This window comes from Pseudoalteromonas sp. ECSMB14103 (assembly GCF_000813065.1).
Lineage (GTDB): Bacteria > Pseudomonadota > Gammaproteobacteria > Enterobacterales > Alteromonadaceae > Pseudoalteromonas > Pseudoalteromonas marina.
Map to the genome: position 1 here is coordinate 23,321 of NZ_JWGY01000005.1, position 20,467 is coordinate 43,787.

General features: G+C 40.6%; 17 protein-coding genes. 6 read left to right on the forward strand and 11 right to left on the reverse strand.

Annotation, left to right across the window (positions count from 1 at the left end; translation table 11 throughout):
- Window positions 1-221: 221 nt before the first annotated feature.
- Together RF53_RS09890 and RF53_RS09895 are read left to right on the forward strand one after the other, a co-directional pair.
- Window positions 222-1,061, forward strand: a complete 840-nt coding sequence (locus RF53_RS09890) for a DUF417 family protein (RefSeq protein ID WP_039037521.1) — start codon at window positions 222-224, stop codon at window positions 1,059-1,061.
- Window positions 1,062-1,076: 15 nt separating this feature from the next.
- Window positions 1,077-1,322 (forward strand): Rho-binding antiterminator, encoded by a 246-nt coding sequence (locus tag RF53_RS09895; protein ID WP_039037522.1) that lies wholly within the window; start codon window positions 1,077-1,079, stop codon window positions 1,320-1,322.
- Between the two features lie 341 nt (window positions 1,323-1,663).
- On the opposite strand, the gene RF53_RS09900 is transcribed toward RF53_RS09895, so the two are convergent.
- From RF53_RS09900 to RF53_RS09950, 11 genes are all read right to left on the reverse strand, one after another.
- Entirely contained in the window at window positions 1,664-2,737 is a 1,074-nt protein-coding gene (locus RF53_RS09900) for a hypothetical protein (protein ID WP_039037523.1), read from the reverse strand.
- 1,427 nt (window positions 2,738-4,164) lie between these two features.
- Window positions 4,165-5,451 (reverse strand): allantoate amidohydrolase, encoded by a 1,287-nt coding sequence (locus RF53_RS09905; protein WP_039037524.1) that lies wholly within the window; start codon window positions 5,449-5,451, stop codon window positions 4,165-4,167.
- Window positions 5,452-5,466: 15 nt separating this feature from the next.
- A complete protein-coding gene (locus tag RF53_RS09910) occupies window positions 5,467-6,696 on the reverse strand; it encodes a pyridoxal-phosphate-dependent aminotransferase family protein (protein WP_039037525.1) in 1,230 nt (409 codons plus the stop codon).
- Between the two features lie 3 nt (window positions 6,697-6,699).
- Window positions 6,700-7,524, reverse strand: a complete 825-nt coding sequence (locus RF53_RS09915) for a sulfite exporter TauE/SafE family protein (protein ID WP_039037526.1) — start codon at window positions 7,522-7,524, stop codon at window positions 6,700-6,702.
- An 11-nt stretch (window positions 7,525-7,535) separates the two neighbouring features.
- Window positions 7,536-9,101 (reverse strand): gamma-glutamyltransferase family protein, encoded by a 1,566-nt coding sequence (locus RF53_RS09920; protein WP_039037527.1) that lies wholly within the window; start codon window positions 9,099-9,101, stop codon window positions 7,536-7,538.
- A complete protein-coding gene (locus RF53_RS09925) occupies window positions 9,098-10,306 on the reverse strand; it encodes an amidase family protein (RefSeq protein ID WP_039037528.1) in 1,209 nt (402 codons plus the stop codon). The genes RF53_RS09920 and RF53_RS09925 overlap by 4 nt, the downstream gene beginning before the upstream one ends.
- 340 nt (window positions 10,307-10,646) lie before the next feature.
- Window positions 10,647-11,129, reverse strand: a complete 483-nt coding sequence (locus RF53_RS09930; RefSeq protein ID WP_008128543.1) for a putative 4-hydroxy-4-methyl-2-oxoglutarate aldolase — start codon at window positions 11,127-11,129, stop codon at window positions 10,647-10,649.
- 3 nt (window positions 11,130-11,132) lie between these two features.
- Window positions 11,133-11,786 (reverse strand): TetR/AcrR family transcriptional regulator, encoded by a 654-nt coding sequence (locus RF53_RS09935; RefSeq protein WP_039037529.1) that lies wholly within the window; start codon window positions 11,784-11,786, stop codon window positions 11,133-11,135.
- A gap of 171 nt (window positions 11,787-11,957) precedes the next feature.
- Window positions 11,958-12,827 (reverse strand): alpha/beta hydrolase family protein, encoded by an 870-nt coding sequence (locus RF53_RS09940; protein ID WP_039037530.1) that lies wholly within the window; start codon window positions 12,825-12,827, stop codon window positions 11,958-11,960.
- A gap of 119 nt (window positions 12,828-12,946) precedes the next feature.
- Window positions 12,947-13,408 (reverse strand): ankyrin repeat domain-containing protein, encoded by a 462-nt coding sequence (locus tag RF53_RS09945; RefSeq protein WP_442960100.1) that lies wholly within the window; start codon window positions 13,406-13,408, stop codon window positions 12,947-12,949.
- A 95-nt stretch (window positions 13,409-13,503) separates the two neighbouring features.
- Complete coding sequence (locus RF53_RS09950) at window positions 13,504-15,036, reverse strand: catalase (protein WP_039037532.1); 1,533 nt, start codon at window positions 15,034-15,036, stop codon at window positions 13,504-13,506.
- A gap of 364 nt (window positions 15,037-15,400) precedes the next feature.
- Between RF53_RS09950 and RF53_RS09955 the strand changes: the two genes are divergently transcribed.
- The 4 genes from RF53_RS09955 (at window position 15,401) to RF53_RS09970 (ending at window position 20,406) form a co-directional block, all read left to right on the forward strand.
- Window positions 15,401-16,069 carry an HAD family hydrolase gene (locus tag RF53_RS09955; RefSeq protein WP_039037533.1) on the forward strand — a complete coding sequence of 223 codons (669 nt, stop codon included), beginning with the start codon at window positions 15,401-15,403 and terminating at the stop codon, window positions 16,067-16,069.
- A gap of 134 nt (window positions 16,070-16,203) precedes the next feature.
- Complete coding sequence (locus tag RF53_RS09960; RefSeq protein ID WP_039037534.1) at window positions 16,204-17,925, forward strand: purine-cytosine permease family protein; 1,722 nt, start codon at window positions 16,204-16,206, stop codon at window positions 17,923-17,925.
- Window positions 17,926-17,965: 40 nt separating this feature from the next.
- A complete protein-coding gene (locus RF53_RS09965) occupies window positions 17,966-19,486 on the forward strand; it encodes a mannitol dehydrogenase family protein (protein ID WP_039037535.1) in 1,521 nt (506 codons plus the stop codon).
- Window positions 19,487-19,488: 2 nt separating this feature from the next.
- Window positions 19,489-20,406, forward strand: a complete 918-nt coding sequence (locus RF53_RS09970) for a carbohydrate kinase family protein (RefSeq protein ID WP_039037536.1) — start codon at window positions 19,489-19,491, stop codon at window positions 20,404-20,406.
- Window positions 20,407-20,467 lie beyond the last annotated feature (61 nt).

A 20,467-nucleotide genomic window follows, 5' to 3' on the forward strand; every position in this document is an offset into this window, starting at 1 on the left:
GTGATTAAATTTTTTTGTTGGTTTTTAGGCAGGGTTTTAATAGTTTTTACGCATCAACCTGACCAAAAGGATATGTTTATTTATGTGAGTTTTTTGTTTTTGAAAAGTGCGCTTATATAACTTTTTAAGTTACATATGAGTGAATATTTGTTTGTCTAGGTTGAATTACTTTTTGTAAAAATAAGGTCTTTGTTAGCCATTACAGATTTAATGGGCACATAATGAACTTAACACACACAAATAACGCACTCACCTTTTTACTTACACTTAGCTTTGCATTACTTGGCGTATCGTTTGCTCTAGGTGCAAACCCAAACACACTCATAGCGACCTTTAGCTTTTATGAACTTGATACGTTATTCAGTGTAAATACGTTAGGTTTGTTCACAGGCACCGCTATGATTGCATTGGCACTCGCCACTTTCGCTGCACATTTTAAATTACTAAAGCCTTTGCCAGTAGCGGTTTTAGCGTTAGTTGTTAGCATAGTGCCTTTACTTACCTTATTTGCCAGTAACCGCTGGATGGCACAGTTAGGCGGCTTTCCAATTATTGGCAGTGGGCAAGGCATAATTAAATACTTTGCTGTTATCCCTTTGTATTTATTTTTGTTTTATAAAAATAAGCTCACCGACAAACAACACGTACTTTTAAACTTTATACCGGTTGCTATGGTTTTACTGTGGATTGGCGGCATGAAATTTTATGAGTTTGAAGCTAAAGCTATTGTAGGCTTAGTAGAAACCTCACCGTTTATGTCGTGGTTATATACAGTATTTAGTGTGCAAGGCGCGTCAAATATCATTGGTGGGTTTGATGTATTATTTGCAGTGCTTCTTGGCGCAGGTATTTTACTTAATAATAAAAAGCTCATTATTGTTAGTGGTTTAGCGTGTTTAAGTGTATTTTTAATGACCCAAACATTTCTATTTACCGCCACCGGCGCATTGAGTTCAGGCGCGTTATTAGATCGATTAGGCCAATTTGTAATTAAAGATTTATGGTATGTAGGCAACTTGATTGTTATTGCTACTTTAATGCTACTTAAGCCAGCTAAATAATGTAAAGAGAACCTTATGATCAGTTGCAACCATTACGATTACATCGAAATTGCTTGTATGCACCATTTAAGTATTGAGCTTATTTTAAAAAATGGCGATGTTGTGTGTGGTGTAGCCGCTGATATAAAACGCAATGCACTCAAACAAGAGTGCATTGCCATAAATGTAAGTGGCGAGCTAAAGCTTATTGTGCTCACTACAATTAGTCTACTCAAAGCGCGTGAGAAAAACCCATACTTTTACCACGTGAACTTTATTTGAATGAAAAGTAGGATGTTTTTGTTTAAGCTAAGCGAATAATGCTTAGCTGTTTTCCTTTACTTTGAAATCTGTTTTTACACATGATAATACCTTAATTTGTCCTCGCTAAATCTTTAATTTAAAAGATAATGCTACGTTTGATATTTTTACAGCAGTAGTTGCTACTGCAACTAAAGAGCAAACTATTGCATGAATAATAGATGGCGTTTAATGAACGCATGATTCAAAGGGCTGAAGAGCTTTTCATAAATTGTACTACTCTTCTCCAAATAAAATGATACTCTGAGCATAAAAAAGCCAAGCTTAAATACTTGACTCCACTATGGCTAATTCGGAATTTACTATAAATCAAACGAGCAGGAACTGACTTCTTTCTTCTTGACCCAGGTTAATTCATCTATTATTTTATATTCAAAGTTGTACTCACCTAATTTAGTTTTACTCATTGCTTTTAATGGCATGCCACCAAAGAAGAACCCAGAACTATGATAGAGAACTTCACCTTTCCATAAGACTTTTAAATTATCACCTGATTTTGCTTCAATAAAGCCCATTCTATTTTTTTTGTAACTACAAATTGGGTCACCATTTGAAGCCGTTTTTAAGAGGGACTCTTGAAGACCCCACAAACGCTTTTTGAGATTATTGATTTCTTTCAGTTGTTCTTTTTGGGCATTCAAAAGTTTATTTTTAGCATTTTCGTTTTTGATTCTTTCCAATCTCAAAGCTTCTTTACGAGCAATTTCTAATTCTTTTTGTTTCATTATTAAAGCATTATGTTTTATAACTTTTTCGTTTTCTATATTAACTCGTACTAAATAGTCTTGAATTGGTGCATCAGAAAATTCTTTTAGTACTGCGGGGAACTCTGAAAAGGTATACCTTGATTTCAAAGTATCTTGAAAACTTTTAGCCCAGAGTTTAACTTGTTCTTTATTTAGTTTAATAAGCATAGACTCAATTTTAGATAATTCGAAATATATACTTTTAAAATTTTCTTCATAATTATCAAATGCTTCTTTAATATCGTATAATGATACATATGAAAATTTGCTGGTTGTAATGTTACACTTAGTAGCCTCTTCTAAGGTAGTAATATCAATAGGTTTTGTAGTTGTACATTTCGTGTAAAGCATTCCCCATAGTTTTAGGTTTAACATATCTTTATATCCATGAATATTATTACCAGAAACTCGAATATCTCCAAAAGCTTTATCAAAGAGCATATTTGGTGAGTATGCAAATCGTCTAAAGTTAATTTTTATACCAGAAGCTTTTAATACTGGTAGACCATTATGGTAAGATGCCAGTTTATTCTCTATATGATTAAGTTCTTGAGCAGTATTTTCTGGTGAGGATGCACAGCCTGTTAATGCGATAGCTATAAATAATGTAGTTATTCTTTTTTTGTTCACTATATAACCTTTATGTTTATGATTTTAATATTGTTATTATTTAATTTTAATTGAATGTGGGGAATTTGAAAAGATGAAACATTAACAACACTGAGCTTTACAGCTGTAGTAATCTATTAAAGTTCGTATTTAAATCTCGCTGCCAATAAATAATTAACTAGACACCCATCTTGAATTTTTCTTTTTTTAAATTACGTTTCAGTTATTAAAGAAAACAAGCAGAGTGCTTTATGATTATTGCTAGAAAGCGTGAAGAAAGTTTGGGTAATACACAATACTATTACTTTATTTCATGGTGATTTCGTCGAGCATTTTTATGTGCCCAAGACTAGTTTTACTGATCGATCTTATGAGCATCGACGAGTGCGGGTTGAAAATAAGCTGCTTCAATTAGCGAATGTAAATTAAGATGATTCTGGTTTGGGTGTAAAACAAAGGACAAAAAACAGCAGGCTGCGTTTCTTTTGCACCAGTTTTAGCCTTCTATTTTGTGCCGTTTACCGTAAGTGTTAGCATTCAAATCTACAGCCTAATTATGTTGCTAAAGGATTATCGTGAAATACTCTAGGGTTTTACTCTTTTCAGTCAGCTTGTATCTATTACTAGTTGCTTTATCAACAATAGTGACGTCGATTGTTGGCTTTGATGAGATCATTCAAAGTACATCATACACTTTTTCCCATTACGCCATCGAGTCTGTAACCTCTTTTATCGTTTATTGTTACCTAGGGTATACGCAAACAGTGACCCCCTATAAACAAGCTGGTTTAGTCGCGACTGTTTATTGGTTTATTAACTTATGTGTCGGCAGCTTTGCTGCATGTTCTTGCTGTTTTATTAGGGACTCTACTTAGTATTAAATTACGTTATAAAATAAAGTTGGATGTGAACGCAACTTGACAAATAGCAAAGGAGAGTAAGCGCAGCTGTTCTTTGTCATGTTAACTATGCTTTATATTGATGTATCAAAAATAGGTGATTTTGACTTTAAATTCTCTTTAAGTGTCAAATGGCATGATACATATTAAATTTGGTATTTTACTTTTACTCTTATTACTTTCTACAGCTATAGCCCTAAGTTTTACTATATCAATCTGTATTTTGGGCTGTCCGAAAACGGCCATTTATTATTTAATGCAATCAAGTTTCTACCTTTTATTTGTAATAACACTTTAGGTTATTTATCGTTGGATTAAAAACACCAAAAAAGGTAGTGGCTTATAATTACTATTGGTAATTGCAAAAGAGAAATAATTGACGTAAATGCGCCGTTTAAACATCAGTAATATTACAATTGAAGATAAAAAGCAGGTATTTACTATTACTGCTGTAGCTCATCTTGGTAATATGCGAGTAAAACCTCACAAGGTTAATCGTTAAATAGAGCAATACTTACATTTTAACCCCTGTATTACTTATTAGCTTCACTATTCTTTTAACGTTTGTGTATACAGTACAAGTGCGCTGTACATTACGTTGAGTGCTTTTGTTACATCCTCATCAATAACAGCTTCTGCTGGGTGATGGCTTATGCCGCCAGGGCTGCGTATAAATAGCATGCCAACGGGGCAAATTGGAGCGATTGCCATTGCATCGTGCCCAGCGCCTGAGGCAAGTGAAGGCGATGCTTGGTTGTTGAGTTTACATGCGCTTGAAAACAAATGTTGAATAGTGGTGTCGCATGCAACTGCACCGGCTGCATGCGTCCATTGCCAATCAAGCGTTAAATCACGGTTAGTTGCAATTTGCTCCGCGCGAGTATGTATTGCATTAAGTAATACTGCTAGGTCGTCATCGTTTTGAGCACGCGCATCTAGGCTTATAGTCGTTTTACCGGCAATAACGTTTGTTGCGCCGGGGCGCGATTGTATTTGTCCTACGGTGGCAACTTCGCCATTTTTAGCATTGTTTGCTAGTTTTTCAATTTCGGTTACTAATTCAGCGCAGCCTGCTAGTGAATCCTGCCTCAAGTTCATTGGAGTTGTACCCGCGTGGCCGCTTTGACCTGTTAAAGTGATCATAGCGCGTTTGGCGCCAGCAATAGCGGTTACTATGCCTAGCGCCTGATTTACCGACTCAAGCACAGGGCCTTGCTCTATGTGGGTTTCCCAATAACCGAGTAATTCGTTTTTGTTAAGCGCAGCTTTAGCGTAATCATCTGGGTTTAAACCAAAATCCAGCATGGCTTGGCGCATGGTAATGCCGTTTGTATCTTGTATATTTAACCACTGGGGGGCAAACTCGTTTGCTAGTGCTTTTGAGCCAATTAATGTGGTGGCAAAGCGGGTGCCTTCTTCATCACAAAAACCCACAACATCTAAATGAAAGGGTAGATCTAGCTCTAATTCATGTGCTAGGGCGGCTATTTCAATACCAAGTAACACCCCTAAAATACCATCAAATGCACCGGCGTTTGGTACAGTGTCAAGGTGCGACCCTATAATTAAGCGTTTAGCGTTTGGGTTTGATGATACTAAGCGCCCCCATAAATTGCCTACTTCGTCTTGCCACGATTGCATGCCTGCCTCAGCCATCCACTCGGCAGTAACGCTATTGCATTCTTTGTGCTCTTTAGATAAATACACACGGTGAATGCCACCTTGCATTTGCGATAGGCTGCTAAGTGTTTTACAACGCACTAAGGCGCGTGCAGCAAATTTATTAGCCAGCTCGCTGTTTAATAATGGCTCATGGAGTGGGCTTGCAATCGTCATGCTAAATCCTTTTTATTATTTGTAATGGGAAAGGGCGGCAATAGCGGCTTCGCCTTTAGGGCCTTTGTAACCGTTGGCATGCAGGCAGGCATCTAGGCTTGCCAATGTTTGTAATACGGCATCTTTACGGGCGTTGTAGCCCATGGTGCCAATACGCCAAATTTTGCCATGCAGCGGCCCAAACGAGGTGCCAATTTCAATACCAAAGTCGGTTAGCATTTGTCCGCGTACATGGTCGGCGTTAATTCCTTCGGGAATATACACACCCACTACGTTGTTCATTTTATGACTAATGTCGCCAAATACGTTTAAGCCCAGTGCTTGAATACCCGTTAGCATTGCATCGCCGTGTAATTTGTGGCGGGCAACGCAGTTATCTACGCCTTCTTCAATAACAATGCGTGCACATTCTGATGCGCAATACAGCATGCTGGTGGCTTCGGTGTGGTGGTTAAGGCGCTCCTCCCCCCAGTAATTCATGATCATGCCTAAATCAAAGTAGTTAGAGCGTACAAATGGCTCGGTGCCGTCGGTATGCTCCGCGGTGCGGATCCCCGCTTCTACTTTTTTACGCTTTTGGATCCAATTAGCGCATTTATCGCTTAGTGTTAATGGCGCAGAACCAGACGGGCCACCTAAACATTTTTGCAAACCAACCGACAGCGCGTCGAGTTTCCACTCATCGGCGGGTAAATCGTTACCTACAATTGAGGCGGTGGCATCGCAGTAAAATAATACATCGTGCTTTTGGCAAATATCACCAATGTATTCAAGCGGCTGGTTCATGGTTGTTGAAGTATCGCCTTGCACCATGGCAAGTACATGGGGTTTTACGTCAACAATGGCTTTTTCTATTTGCTCGGGGGTAAATACTTCGCCCCAGGGTACGTCTATGGTGTGTACCTTTGCGCCAACGCGCTCGGCTATTTCAACAAGCAAGTGGCCAAAGCGGCCCATAATGGGCACCAGTACTTTATCGCCAGGGCGTAAAATAGAGCACAATACGGCTTCTATGCCTGCGCGCGATGTACCATCAACTAACATGGTCCATTCGTTTTTGGTTTTAAATATTTCGCGATAACGCGCCATGGTTTCATTCATAAAACCGGTCATTACTGGGTCGTATTGGCCAATTAGCTGCGCCGACATAGCACGCAGTACGCGTGGATCTGCGTTAATTGGCCCAGGCCCCATGAGTAAACGCTGCGGCGGGTTTAAAGTTTGAATTTGCGTGTTACTAAACATGTTTTAGGCTCCGAGAGTCTGAATAAGCATGCGAATGCCCGTTATCATTAATACAACGGCAAAGGCGCGTTTTAATTGTTTTTGATCCAGCTTGCTACCAATTTTTACGCCAATAGGCGCAAACAAAATAGTGAGTGGAATAATAAGTAAAAAGGCAGGGAGGTTAACTAACCCCCACGTACCTAGGGGAGCATCGGTTGGCGTGGTGCCAATACTTAATAAGGTAATTACGCCAGGTAGGGCAATCAATAAGCCAAATACAGCTGCTGTGCCAACGGCAACATGGGCACGTACGTTAAATGCGTTAAGCATGGGCACACCAATTGTGCCGCCGCCAATGCCTATCATTACCGATAAGCCACCGACAATACTTGCCATTACGCCTTGGCCAAATTTACCCGGTAATTTACTTACAAGGGCTGGTGCGCCGGCTCTAAACAACATGTTAAGGCTGACTAAAATAGCAATACAAGCAAACATAAGTACCAGTGCATTACCGCGTATTGAGTGCGCTAAGTAGCTGCCTACAACGGCCATTACTAAAATAAACGGCGCCCAGTATTTAATTAAAGCAAGGTCAATGTTTCCCTTTGCATGGTGCGAGCGAATAGATGAAATAGACGTAGGCACTATGGTGGCAAGCGATGTCGCGGTGGCTATCATCATGGCCGACTCAGGGCTTACGCCAAAGCCTTGCAGTAAAAAGTACAGCACAGGCACGATAACAATACCGCCGCCTACGCCAAAAAGTCCTGCTAAAATTCCGGCAAAAATCCCAGTTGCTATTAAGGCCACAATAATTGGCCATTGGTTTATTATTTCTGTCATGTGTGTTCCTACTACGTTGATGAAACAGTTGCACGGCCATCAGAGCGAGGATCCGTTGCAGCTTCAAGGGTTGTAGGTGTATCTAAAATAGCACCTGCGTGACCCATCATTTCGTTATTGTCCTCGACACTTACCCAATCGTGGCCACGTTTATTTAATTCATTGTCTATTTGGGCAGCGAGGCTGTGTTCTATTTTTAAATTTGTGCTGGTGTCGCCCCATGTGCGGCCCAGTAACCAGCGCGGATCGCTTACCGCTTGGTTAATTGATTTATTTCGCCACGCGTATCCGGCAAATACAGCGGCTTGAGTTTGTGGTTGGCCTTCACCACCCATAGTGCCGTAGGCAAGGCGTCTGCCATCGTCAAACTTAGCCATAGCTGGGTTAAGGGTATGTGCTGGGCGTTTATTTGGCGCTAGTGCATTGGTATCTTTAGTGTTTAAGCTAAAGCTTAAACCGCGGTTATTCCATACAAATCCGCCTTCGCTCATGAGTATGCCGCTACCAAATTCCCAGTAAATACTTTGAATAAAGCTCACTAGTTGGCCGTTCTTATCACGTGCTGCCATCCAAACTGTATCGCCGGGCTGGGCATCAAACGGCCATTTTTTGGCGGTATTCATATCAATATTGTTGGCAAGCTCGGTTAAACGCTCATCAGTTAATGCGTTTTTATAATCATCGCCAAGCGCTTTAGGGTCGGCCCAAAGCGTTGGGCGGTGCGTAAAGCTTTGCTTGGTGGCTTCTACAATTAAGTGGGTCCAATCGGCTTCGGTTTTAGCGGTGTGTTTTAGCTTATCAACGGTTCCGATTATTTGTAGCGAATGTACGCCTTGAGTAGGTGCAGGTAAGTTATAACAATTAATACCCGACAAATTAGCATTTAGCGGGCTTACTACATCGGCTTGCGTGTTGGCAATATCATTTGGGGTAATAATACTGCCAGCTTTGGCTAAATCGGCTGCAAACGATTCGGCAAGTTCGCCTTCATAAAAAGCGTTTAAGCCGTGCTTTGCTAAATGCTCAAAAGTATTGGCCAGTTGTGGGTTTTTAAAATGTTGGCCTGCTTGTAACGGTTTACCGTTGGGTATGTATAGCGCTTTAAAGGCATCGTTTGTACTGGTAACCGTCGCGAGTTTTTCACAGCCTGCTTGCAAACTTTTGGTAACAGTAAACCCTTCGCGGGCAAGTTTGATAGCTGGGGCTAAAATAGTACTTAGCGAAAGGACTGCGTGCTCATCTAATTCAAGGGCTTTTTGCCAGCCACGAAGTGTAGCCGCTTGAGTCAATGCGCTTAAACCGCCACGCTCTGGTATTTGTTGCTCATTGCTGTAGGCGCTGATGTCGTTTGGTGCACGGCCGCATGCATCAATTGCGGTGGGTGTGCTTTGGTTTGGGTTGTCAATAAGCCAAAAACTGTCGCCACCAATTGAGTTCATATGTGGGTAAACCACGCTAATAGCAGCGGCTGCTGCAACCATAGCCTCGGTGGCTGTGCCGCCTTGTTTTAGTATAAAGGTGCCTGCCTCGGTCGCTGAGAAGTGCGGGGCCGTAAAGGCAATGTTGTGTGCGTTCATGTGAGAGTTTCCTGTTTAAAATATGCAGCTAGTTGTGTTGCGCAGGCAAGTAAGCTTTTATCGTTACTGTGGCTCATCATGAGTGAAAACCCATATGGATGGCCATTTGCTAGATTAGCCAATGGTAAGTGAACTTGCGCCGAGCGGCTCAAGCCCGCAATAGCCGATAGCGTAATTATTTGCATGCGTAAGGCGCTTGTGTCGGCGCCCAATTTAGGTGCGGTTGTTGGGGTTGTTGGCAAAAATAAGCAGCTAGTTGAATTTAGGTTTTTAGCAATTAATGTTTGCCATTGGGTTTGAACGTTAAGTGCTTCTTTTTCTTCTTGGGCGGTTAGTGCCAATGCCATTTTAAAACGGGCCGCGATTGCCGGAGCAAACTGGGGAGGGTGCTCCGGCAACTGAAGCCAATCTTTGTGCACTTTAGCAATAGCACGTCCTTGCAATATTCTAAAACTATCAGCGAGTTCGCTTAATAAGCTGATGTTAGGTAGTTCAAAATTTTTGTGGTGTTTAAAATAAGGTTTGGTTTTTTTAAGCAGTTGTTTAAGTGGTGCTTGTAAAGCTGGGCTGACTAGCTCAAATAAGGGCTCACAAATAACCAAGGTATTTACACTATTAATAGCTTGGCTTGGTAACAATATGTCGCCTACTTTTTCTAATAGTTCTGCGCTTTGGGTAAGCCAACCAACGGTATCAAAAGGCGGTGCTAGCGGGATTAGGCCGTCTTTTTCAATTACGTTATGGCTTGGCCTAATACCAAATAAACCGCAATAACTTGCGGGTATTCTAATAGAGCCTCCGGTATCGGTGCCCAACCCGATGTCAGCTAAATTGCCGGCTACTGCGGCGGCTGATCCCATACTAGAACCACCGCATGCATGCCCTTTTATTTTGGGGTTTTGTGCTGCGCCATAGTGAGTGTTATTGCCTTCTAAGCTATAGGCAAGCTCGTCGGTATGGGTAAAACCTTTAAAAATACAGCCTGCATCCATTAATTTGTTTACACTACTTGCTGTTTGCTGGGCTGGTGGATGTGTTTTAAACCAGCAGGGATTACCTGCACTGTTTTTTTGCTTTTTAACGGCAAATACATCTTTTACGGCTAGGCGCTTAGTGCTTAGTATGCCCGTTTGACTTGATTGCCAATTACTGGGTCCATGGTCACAAAATATACCTGTGTTTTTATTTTTTAATTGCGTGTTCATTTTGTAACCCATCTACATAAAACTGACCAAATGGTTATTTACTAATTTTAAATTGAGTAAAAGAGAATAGTGTTGTTATTTTTTTCAGCTCTCTACGTAATATCTTATTTTTATTAACTGAGCACTAATTATACTTTGCATCGGTGGTTGTGGTTTTAGCGAACTTAATACAAGCAAAACAAATGCCAAAATTAAATTCCTGTCCGATTGGTCAGGTTTTTGGGGGTTGCAGAGGGGGATTTATAATTTTGAAGTTTTAAAGTGGGTGTTTTTAACCGCAAAACAAACCAACTTGGTGCATTGCTGCACCAAACTAGTTGTTATTATTTACACGAATTTATTAAATAAGGGGGGCTTTACTAATTATTAGGCCATTAACGTCGCCATACAGCCAATCGTTTGGTGCTATTGCGGTACCCAGCATATTAATAACTTGGTCTTGATCGCCAAAACCGCGCTTAAGTGTGCTACGAGGGGTTGAACCAATTGCCATTACGGGTAAATTCATAGTGGCAAGTATTTCTATATCTCGGCAACAACCATTTATTACAACACCTTCCCAGCCATTTTGTAGCGCGCGTTCGGCCATGATGTCGCCAATAAAAGCAAAACGTTTGCTAGCAAACCCATCAATTACTAACACTTTCCCTTTACCATCTTGATGGAGAACATCGGCGGCAAGCGAGTTGTCTTCTGGGCAGGTTACCGTTACTGCTTGGCCACTAAAGGTGGTTTTTTTACCAAAGTGGCGCAAGCCACTATCTGCTACTTGAACCGAGTTGCGGTGATCGTCGAATAGGTCAGGGGTTGTAAAGTTTTCCATGTGTTAGGCCTCGTTTGGGGCGGGTATTTTTAAGCCAATACCTTTTAAAATTATGTGGGCAATTGATTGTGTTATTTGTGCCACGTCGGTTTCGTCATATTCTAATTTATTCATAACTAGCAGTACTTCTGCTTGAAAGTCTGCGTAGTATTGTGTTGTTGACCAAATAGTAAATAAAAGGTGATGGGGGTCCACTTGGTCTATTTTTTTTGCGTCCATCCAGGATTGAAACACATCAATTTTTTGTTTAACCCAAGGCCGTGTATTTGTTCTAAAGTAGTTTTGTAAATAGGGGGCGCCACGCAAAATTTCATTGGCAAATAAACGAGATTGAAGAGGTTGGTTTACGGCAAGTATTACTTTACTTTTTATGTAGTTATAAAGCACTGCTGCGGGGTCGTCTTCAACGGTGACGTTATCTAGGCCTAAGTTCCAATTTGCTATTATTCTATCTATTACCGCTTCGTAAAGGCCATCTTTGCTTTTAAAGTAATACAGTATGTTAGCTTTTGGAACGTTAGCCTCTTTTGCAACCATGCTCATGCTTGCGCCGTCATACCCATTAAGAGAAAATAATTGCTCGGCGGCATTTAATATAAGCAGTTGGTTTTTTTCCCGAGTGACTTCTTTTTTATTTGGTTTTATTTGTGTGGTCATTATTGATTGTGCGTGTTTAACGTGTTGATTGATTGTAGCTTTACTGACCGAAAGGTCAATTACTAAAGTGGCTTTAAATTTAACAGCACGTAAATATGCTTAGGTATGCAGAGGTTAGATGGAGTTAGCAGGTGTGTGTTTAGCGTATAGGGAGCTAAACACACCATGGTGTTAAATACTATGTTTGTTTAGCCAGTCTAGTGCTAAAGGCCATAAAGCGGCAGACCTTTTACTAAAAAACTTCATGTGGCCAATATCTTTCAGGTTATATTCACTGGGCGTTAAATGTAGCGTTTGTGCGTTAAGTTTTGGAAAAACAGAAAGCATATCAGCAACATTATCGTTATTTGCTATATCATCATCGCTGGCATTAATCCAAAGGGAAGGCATGGCTAGTTCATTATAAAAATGTTGAAATACTGTATTGCCAAATGCTGATTTAACATACCCTTGTGCGTTACACCATTTTTGCCACTGTTGAGCTACGCCTTTAGGTAAAGGCTCGCCCATACCAAACCATTGTGATTTAGTATGGCCAAATAGTGCATTACTCACCGGAATAACCCCATTCATAAAAAAGTGAGCTTTAACCTGATACGCCAAGCGCATATTGGTCAACTTGCCCGACGAACACGCAAAGTTAAACAGTGAGCTGAGTTGAGTGGCATTGTGCATTAAACCTACTAGCTGCCCGCCGGCACTGTGACCTATCAAATGGTAGTGGGTATTCGGAAATGTTTTTTGAAGTTGTTCTAGCACTGCGGGCATATCCTGCTCGCCCCACGATTGCAAATTCGCTTTACTATTTTTAATGCTGCCTTTAAGTGATTGGCCTATCCCGCTGTTGTCAAACGTAATAACGGAAAATCCATTTTGCTGCAAGTAAGTAGCAAAGTTTGCATAAAACTGCTGTTTAATCCCCGTTGCAGGTGCAATCATTACTGCGCCTTTTATGGTGCCTTCTGGTTTAAATACATGCGCGCTTAATGTTTGCCTGTTATTACAGGTAATAGTGATGTGATCAAAGTGTGGTGTGGCCATTAGAGTTATTATTTTCCATATAAAGTACACAGATGAAAAGAATAGCTGGTTAGACCAGTAAAGGCAATAATACTATTTTTCCCGTGTTCATGTCTTAATGGCAAAAAATCAAAAACAAGCTATTTTGCGTCACTATTCACCTGCGCTAGTAAGTCGAGTACTTTTTGTTGCCCAAAAGTTTGTGCAAATTGCTCTGCTGTTTGGCCGGCTTTGTTTTGATGGGCGTTATCGCAATCAAGGCTGACAAGTGTTTTAGCTATACTAAATTCGCCCCTAAAGATAGCGGCCATTAGGGCCGTATTACCGCGGTTGTCTTCAAGGCACGCATTAGCGCCTAACTGTAAAAGCGTGTTAACCGTGCTTTTATTACCGTGATAAGTGGCAATCATTAGCGCGGTGTAACCTTTGTTGTTGTAACTATTAATAGGAATACCAGCATCAACAAACTGCGTTATTACGGCGGTGTCGTCAGTACGTGCGGCAGCAAAGTAATATGCAAGTAAGCTGTCGTATTGTGCTTGTGCGGTTGTTGGCTTATTCACAGTATTTTGTTGTTCATTACCAAGGCTTGAAAAGCTCATTACTAAAGTAAATATGATAAGGAATTTACGCATACGGTTTACCTTTTAAAAAAGAGGAAGGAGAGTCGATCCTTCCTCTTGGTTGGGTAAAATTATTAAAGTTTAGCGGCTAATTGTTTAACCATTTTAATATCGCCATTTACGGCTTTAGTTAAACGTGTACCGTACTCGCTGTCGGCTTTGTAGAAGTAGCTGAGCATTTTGTGCTTTACTTTGCTGTCTTTCACTTTGCCTAAATCGCCGGCTAAGTTGTTAACTAAGTTAGTGCGTTCTTGCTTACTAAAGCCACGGTAAAGTACGCCAGCTTGTGCGAAGTTTTGCTGCTTTTTAATCGCGGCTTGTTGTACAAAACCTTTAAGTTCAGTGTTGCTTCTGCGTGCAATTGGGTTTTCTGCAACGTTTTCGTGACTTGGTTGGTAGTTCACATTACTTGTTGTATTACCGTAGTTCATTGCGCCGTCTTGGTTGTAGTTAACCACATCAACTTTTGCGCGGTTAATTGGCAATTGTTGGTGGTTAGCACCTAAGCGGTACATTTGTGTATCTGAGTATGAAAACACACGCCCTTGTAGCAGTCTGTCTTCAGAAGGCTCAATACCCGGGATTACATTTGCCGGTGCCATTGCAACTTGTTCTGTAGATTGAAAGAAGTTAGTTGGCATACGGTTTAAGGTCATTGTACCCACTTTTGTTTCTTTAACGTCTAACCACATTTTTGTTGCATCTAATGGGTTGTAATCAAAGTCATCTAACTGCGATGGGTCAAGTGTTTTAATGTATAGGTCCCACTTAGGGAAGTTGCCTTTACCAATTTCGGTGTACAGGTCGCGTGTTAAGTGTTGAAAATCTTTTCCTTGTACTTCGGCTACTTCTTTTGAATCTAGGTTGTCGATACCTTGTTGGCTTACCCAATGAAACTTAACGTATTTAACATCGCCTGATTTATTAATCATTTTATATGCATGTACGCCCCAACCATCCATTTTACGTAAGCTTGCTGGTGTACCGTAGTCGCTGTATACCCACGTTAACATGTGAGTAGAGCCCGGCTCGTACGAGAAAAACTCAAATAAGCGGTTAGGATCTTGAATGTTATCTACCGGAGATGGCTTTAACGAGTGAACCATATCTGGGAATTTAATCGCGTCACGGATAAAGAACACAGGTAAGTTGTTACCCACTAAATCCCAATTACCTTGGTCTGTGTAAAATTTTGTAGCAAAACCACGAGGATCACGCAGCGTTTCAGGGCTACCTTTTGAGTGAATTACTGATGAAAAACGAACAAATACGTCTGTTTCTTTACCTGCTTCTGCAAATGGCGCCGCAATTGTTAAATCGTCTAGTTCTTTTGAGGCTACAAACACGCCGTGTGCGCCAGTTCCTCGCGCATGCACTACACGTTCAGGGATACGCTCGCGTGCAAAACGTTGCAGCTTTTGAATTAGGTGTACGTCTTCAAGCAATACACTGCCGCGCTCACCGGCGGTCATTGAGTTTTGATTATCGCCAACAGCTGCGCCGTTGTCCTTTGTAAGAGTGGTAACCGCACTTGCAGGTAATGCCACTGCAAGGGCTAATGCGCTTAAAGTTAATTTAGTTTTTGTTGTGTTTATTTGAGTTTTCATTGTCGACCTCATTATTTAAAAGTGCCGGCAGTGTTGCTGGCTGTTTAACTGTTAACGAGTGTATGGGTTAAATTTATTTCGGTAAAATTGATTGTTTAGATTGTAATAATCATAAAAGCAGATTGGTATCTGCAGTAAATACACTTGCTGTGAATACAGCATGCGATTTTAGTCGTAACAGCTAAAATCAAAACTAATGAAAATCAACAGCTTTTGTATTGAGGTGTTGATTATTTGAACTATGTAGCGAGTTTTTAAGTTCACAACGTGTTGACATATTATAATAATAAAGAGAATATGCCCACTCCCTGAGCTTATGCTCAAGATTGTGTTTGCATAAAACTAAATGCAATAAGGTAAAAAAATGAACCCTAAAATTGAACTGGTTATTTTTGACTGTGATGGCGTTGTAATTGACAGCGAAGTTTTAAGTGCGCAAGTGCTCATCGATATGCTTGTTGATAAAGCGGTGTTTATTGACCGTGCTTATGTACAAGAACATTTTTTAGGGTGCAATTTTAAAGCGGTTACTCAAAAGATAGCTGATGCTTTTAATGTTGAATTGCCAGAGCGATTTGAAGCTGATTATAGAAATGCACTTTTACATGAGTTTGAAACAGCCCTAATGCCCACAAATGGCATTAAAGAGGTATTGGCTAATTTAGCTACACCTAGCTGTATAGCAACTAGTAGTAGCCCTGCACGAACAGAAAAAGCATTAAGCGTAGTTAAATTGAGTCATTATTTTGATGAGGTGTTTACTTCAAGTGAAGTAAAAAATGGCAAACCTGCGCCGGATTTATTTTTACACGCCGCTAAAAAAATGGGGGTTAGTCCAGCCCATTGCTTGGTAATAGAAGACTCTATAGCGGGCGTGAGTGCTGCGCTTGCCGCAAATATGCAAGTACTTCATTACAGCGGTGGAGGGCATATGCAAGGAGCTGTTAATTTTGTTCACAAGGCATACCCCGAGGTTGCTCATTTAACAGATTGGAAAGCGTTTTATGAAATGTATCCAACCCTAAAAATATAAAAATAGCGTTGATTTAGTCCCACACTGACATGAATGACGTTGTTTAAGAATTTTCGAGGTTGTGTGCGTAGCCGCACACACAACTAAATGCACGTTTTTGTGATTATTATCGTGTTAAAACAATAGGAAGTACCATGGCAACGAGTCCACACACACACACGTTTAAAGATGTAAACGAAGAGCAACTTCCCGTTGCTAATAATAAGCTTCATGGTTGGAAGCATTTTGCCGGTTTATACGCGGGTGAGCATGTTGCAGCCACTGAGTTTGTTATTGGTGCAACATTTGTTGCACTGGGTGCATCAACAATCGACATTTTACTAGGTCTATTAATTGGTAATTTATTAGCAATGTGTTCTTGGTGGCTAATTACAGCGCCAATTGCAGTAGAGACGCGTTTAAGCTTATATAATTATTTGAACAAAATTGCTGGTAACTCAATGACTAAGCTCTATAACTGGGCTAACGTCATTATTTTTAGTGTTATATCGGCGGCGATGATTACGGTATCGTCCACTGCGGTTCGATTTTTATTTGATATTCCTGCACAGTTAGATTGGTACCCAAATAGTTTAGCGTTTGTGGGTATTGTTTTAGCCGTTGGCTCTATTGTTGTGTTTGTTGCTATGTATGGTTTTTCTACTGTAGCTGACTTTTCTAAAATTTGTGCACCCTGGCTATTTGTTATTTTTATTGCGGGCTCGTTTGCACTTTTCCCTGAACTTTCAAATCATGTAATTGGGTCAACCACGTTAACCAGCTTTAGTGACTTTATGACCATTGGCGACTCATCCATATGGACCGGTACGAACGCAGAAGGGGAGCAGGGGATTGGCCTTCTTGAAGTAATTGGTTTTGCGTGGGCTGCTAACTCTATTACTCACTTTGGTTTAATTGATATGGCGATTTTTAGATTCGCCAAGCGCAAAAGCTATGGTTTGTTCTCGGGCGTAGGCATGTTTTTTGGTCATTACTTAGCGTGGATCTCTGCCGGTATTATGGGTGCAGGTGTTGCGGTATTACTTAAAACAACTATTTCATCACTCGATCCGGGCGATGTGGCTTACCACGCATTAGGTTGGACTGGGTTTGTTATTGTAATTATTGCAGGTTGGACTACTGCTAACGCAAACCTTTATCGTGCGGGGCTTGCGGCGCAATCTATTTTTGTAAACCACTCTCGTGAGCGCACAACCGCTATTGTAGGGATTGTGACCGTAGTTATTGCATGTTTCCCGTTCGTATTTTCTCAAATGCTACCTTTACTTACTTATGCTGGCTTATTGGTTGTGCCTGTTGGGGCGATTGTATTTGCCGAGCATGTATTATTTCCTAAAATTGGCTTAACGCGCTACTGGGCTAAATACAAAAACATAACTCGAAGTGTGCCGGCCATTGCGTCTTGGGCGTTAGCGTTAGTGTTTGGCTTTGGTTTAAATGCGCTAGATGTTATGTCGTTTTATTACTTATTTATACCTACCTGGTTTTTTACCATTGTTGTTTACACGCTGTTAGCGAAAAAGTATGGCGCTGGTGAAGACTACAAACAACATATAGCTGCTGAGGAACAAGAGCAACGTGATATTAAAGCGTATCAAGCAGCGCAGGCGAAAGATATTCCAAAACCTGTAGTTGATGGTTCTATGTTTACTAAAGTGCTTAATGCGGTTTCGACTATTTCACTTGTCATTATTTGTATATTTGCAAGCCAAGTCATGTTTTTTAGCGACACAATGAGCATATATAGCGCAAACAAATTGCAGTTTGAGATAGCGTGTTTCATCTGTACGGTTATCTATTTTGTTACCGCTTATTGGTCATTAAAACGCCATAAAGCGCTCAATGCTGCATTGTAATTTACACGTTTTTTAATTTTTGTTTTAGTAAGGCCGCACCATGACACAACATCACACTAATGCTCTTGTTAAAGGGCTAAATCAACAAAGTTTGGCATATATGCCAAGCCATGTAGACACCCCTAGCTACGACCGCAGTAAAGTAAAAGCAGGTATAGTTCACATTGGCGTTGGCGGTTTTCACCGTGCACATCAAGCCATGTATATTAATGAGTTATTAAAAACGCCAGGTTCTGAGCAATGGGGTATTTGTGGTGTAGGCTTGCTTGAAGCAAATCGTGGACTTCGCGATGTATTAAAGCAGCAAGACTACCTTTACACATTAACGGTAAGACACCCAAATGGGACAATAGACAATACCGTTATAGGTTCTATGATTGATTTTTTGTTTGCGCCTGAGAACAAACAAGCTGTTATTAATAAGCTCGCACACCCTGATACTAAAATTGTGTCTTTAACTATTACTGAAGGCGGATACAACTTTAACCCAGTAACGGGTGAGTTTGATTATGCAAACCCAGACATAATTAACGACATTAATAATCCAAACGATCCTATTACTGCATTTGGATATATAGCAGCTGCGTTGAAGCTACGTAAAGAACAAGGCCTTAATGCGTTTACAGTACAGTCGTGCGATAACATTCAACATAATGGCAATGTAACGCGCAAAATGTTACTCGCTTTTGCCGCAGAGCAAGATGCTGCATTAAGTGAATGGATTGCTGCTAATGTAATGTTTCCCAATGCTATGGTAGACCGAATTACGCCAGTATCTAAACAAAGTGATATTGACTACGTTGTTGATGCTTACGGTGTTAGCGATGAATGGCCAATAACGTGTGAATCGTTTACACAATGGGTAATTGAAGATTCATTTTGTGACGGGCGGCCAAATTGGGATAACGCTGGTGCTCAATTTGTAAAAGATGTAACACCTTTTGAAACCATGAAAATTCGCTTATTAAATGCAGGCCACTCAGTACTGGGTTTACTGGGGTCTGTACATGGCTATGGCACAATTGACGAAACAGTATCAGATCCCTTATTTGCAAAGTACTTACGTGCGTTTATGGATAAAGAAGTAACGCCTAACCTAGAGCAATTAGAAGGCATTGATCTTGAAATCTACAAAGACACACTTATTGAGCGTTTTGCAAACCCTAATATTAAAGACAGCTTATCGCGTATTTGTTCGGAGAGTGCAGCTAAACTACCTAAGTTTTTAATTGCCACTATTAACGAAAACCTAGCGCAAGGGCGAGATGTATCACTAGCTACACTCGTTATTGCTGCATGGTGTTTTTATAGCGACAGAGGGGAAGATGAGCAAGGCAATACGCTTGAAGTAATTGATGCAATGCAAAGCGAGCTTCATGAAGCTGCTGCTAAAACGACGACTGATGACCTTGCATTTTTATCGCTAACAAGCTTATTTGGCGATTTAAACACGCAAAGCGCCTTTACGTCTCACTACAAAAACAATGTAGACGCGTTATACGCACCAGCAAGCAAAATTAAAGCAATTATGAAAAACGTGCTTGAGCCTAAAGGTAACTAATAATGAGCATTTTAATTGATTCTAAACAAGGTAAGGACGTAAGCGTAAGTTGTTTTGGCGAAGTGCTATGGGATTGTTTTGCAACAGGTAAACGCTTAGGTGGTGCACCATTAAACATGTGTGTGCGCATTAACTCATTAGGTATTAAAGCCGACATGATAAGCGCAGTAGGTAACGATGAATTAGGTACTGAGCTTCTTGGCGAAATTAAAGCAAAAGGCGTTAGTTGCGATTATATTGCCGTTAATAACGACAAAAAAACCAGCATCGTACAAGTTACTTTAGACAAAAGCGGTTCAGCCAGCTACGAAATAGTCGCTGATACGGCGTGGGACAACATTACTCTTACTGGTTCACTTATTGAAAAAGTAAAAGCAAGTGATGTATTTGTATTTGGCAGCCTAATTGGCCGCAGTGAAGCCTCACTTGCTACGCTAAACCAGCTAGTTGATGTAGCTAACTTTAAAGTGTTTGACGTAAATTTACGCGCCCCGCATTACACGTTAGACACGCTAGTAGATTTGATGAATAAAGCAGATTTTATCAAGTTAAACGATGAAGAGCTTTACGAAATTGCCAAAGCAATGGGCTGTAAGTTCCATTCGCTTGAGCAAAATCTAGCGTTTATTGCAGAGCAAACTAACACCGAATATTTATGTGTAACCAAAGGCAGTCACGGCGCACTGTTAACGGTTAAGGGCCAAAATTATTACAATTCAGGCTATTTAATTAGTGTTGTAGACACAGTGGGCGCTGGGGATTCATTCTTAGGTTCATTGATATATCAATTATGTAGCAGCGATTGTGCTCAGCATGCGGTTGATTTTGCCTGTGCGGTAGGGGCTATGGTTGCAGAAAGTGCAGGTGCTACACCTACATTGACTCATGAAAAAATTAACGAATTTATGCGTCCTCTTTAAAAAAATTGTGTGTTGAAAGCGGCTTAAGCAATATGCTTAGCCGCTTTTTTTTGCCTAAAAA

Coding starts and splice junctions, on each gene's coding strand:
- RF53_RS09890 (WP_039037521.1), top strand. CDS start 222: ATGAACTTAACACACACAAATAACGCACTCACCTTTTTACTTACACTT.
- RF53_RS09895 (WP_039037522.1), top strand. CDS start 1,077: ATGATCAGTTGCAACCATTACGATTACATCGAAATTGCTTGTATGCAC.
- RF53_RS09905 (WP_039037524.1), bottom strand. CDS start 5,451: ATGACGATTGCAAGCCCACTCCATGAGCCATTATTAAACAGCGAGCTG.
- RF53_RS09910 (WP_039037525.1), bottom strand. CDS start 6,696: ATGTTTAGTAACACGCAAATTCAAACTTTAAACCCGCCGCAGCGTTTA.
- RF53_RS09915 (WP_039037526.1), bottom strand. CDS start 7,524: ATGACAGAAATAATAAACCAATGGCCAATTATTGTGGCCTTAATAGCA.
- RF53_RS09920 (WP_039037527.1), bottom strand. CDS start 9,101: ATGAACGCACACAACATTGCCTTTACGGCCCCGCACTTCTCAGCGACC.
- RF53_RS09925 (WP_039037528.1), bottom strand. CDS start 10,306: ATGAACACGCAATTAAAAAATAAAAACACAGGTATATTTTGTGACCAT.
- RF53_RS09930 (WP_008128543.1), bottom strand. CDS start 11,129: ATGGAAAACTTTACAACCCCTGACCTATTCGACGATCACCGCAACTCG.
- RF53_RS09935 (WP_039037529.1), bottom strand. CDS start 11,786: ATGACCACACAAATAAAACCAAATAAAAAAGAAGTCACTCGGGAAAAA.
- RF53_RS09940 (WP_039037530.1), bottom strand. CDS start 12,827: ATGGCCACACCACACTTTGATCACATCACTATTACCTGTAATAACAGG.
- RF53_RS09945 (WP_442960100.1), bottom strand. CDS start 13,408: ATGAGCTTTTCAAGCCTTGGTAATGAACAACAAAATACTGTGAATAAG.
- RF53_RS09950 (WP_039037532.1), bottom strand. CDS start 15,036: ATGAAAACTCAAATAAACACAACAAAAACTAAATTAACTTTAAGCGCA.
- RF53_RS09955 (WP_039037533.1), top strand. CDS start 15,401: ATGAACCCTAAAATTGAACTGGTTATTTTTGACTGTGATGGCGTTGTA.
- RF53_RS09960 (WP_039037534.1), top strand. CDS start 16,204: ATGGCAACGAGTCCACACACACACACGTTTAAAGATGTAAACGAAGAG.
- RF53_RS09965 (WP_039037535.1), top strand. CDS start 17,966: ATGACACAACATCACACTAATGCTCTTGTTAAAGGGCTAAATCAACAA.
- RF53_RS09970 (WP_039037536.1), top strand. CDS start 19,489: ATGAGCATTTTAATTGATTCTAAACAAGGTAAGGACGTAAGCGTAAGT.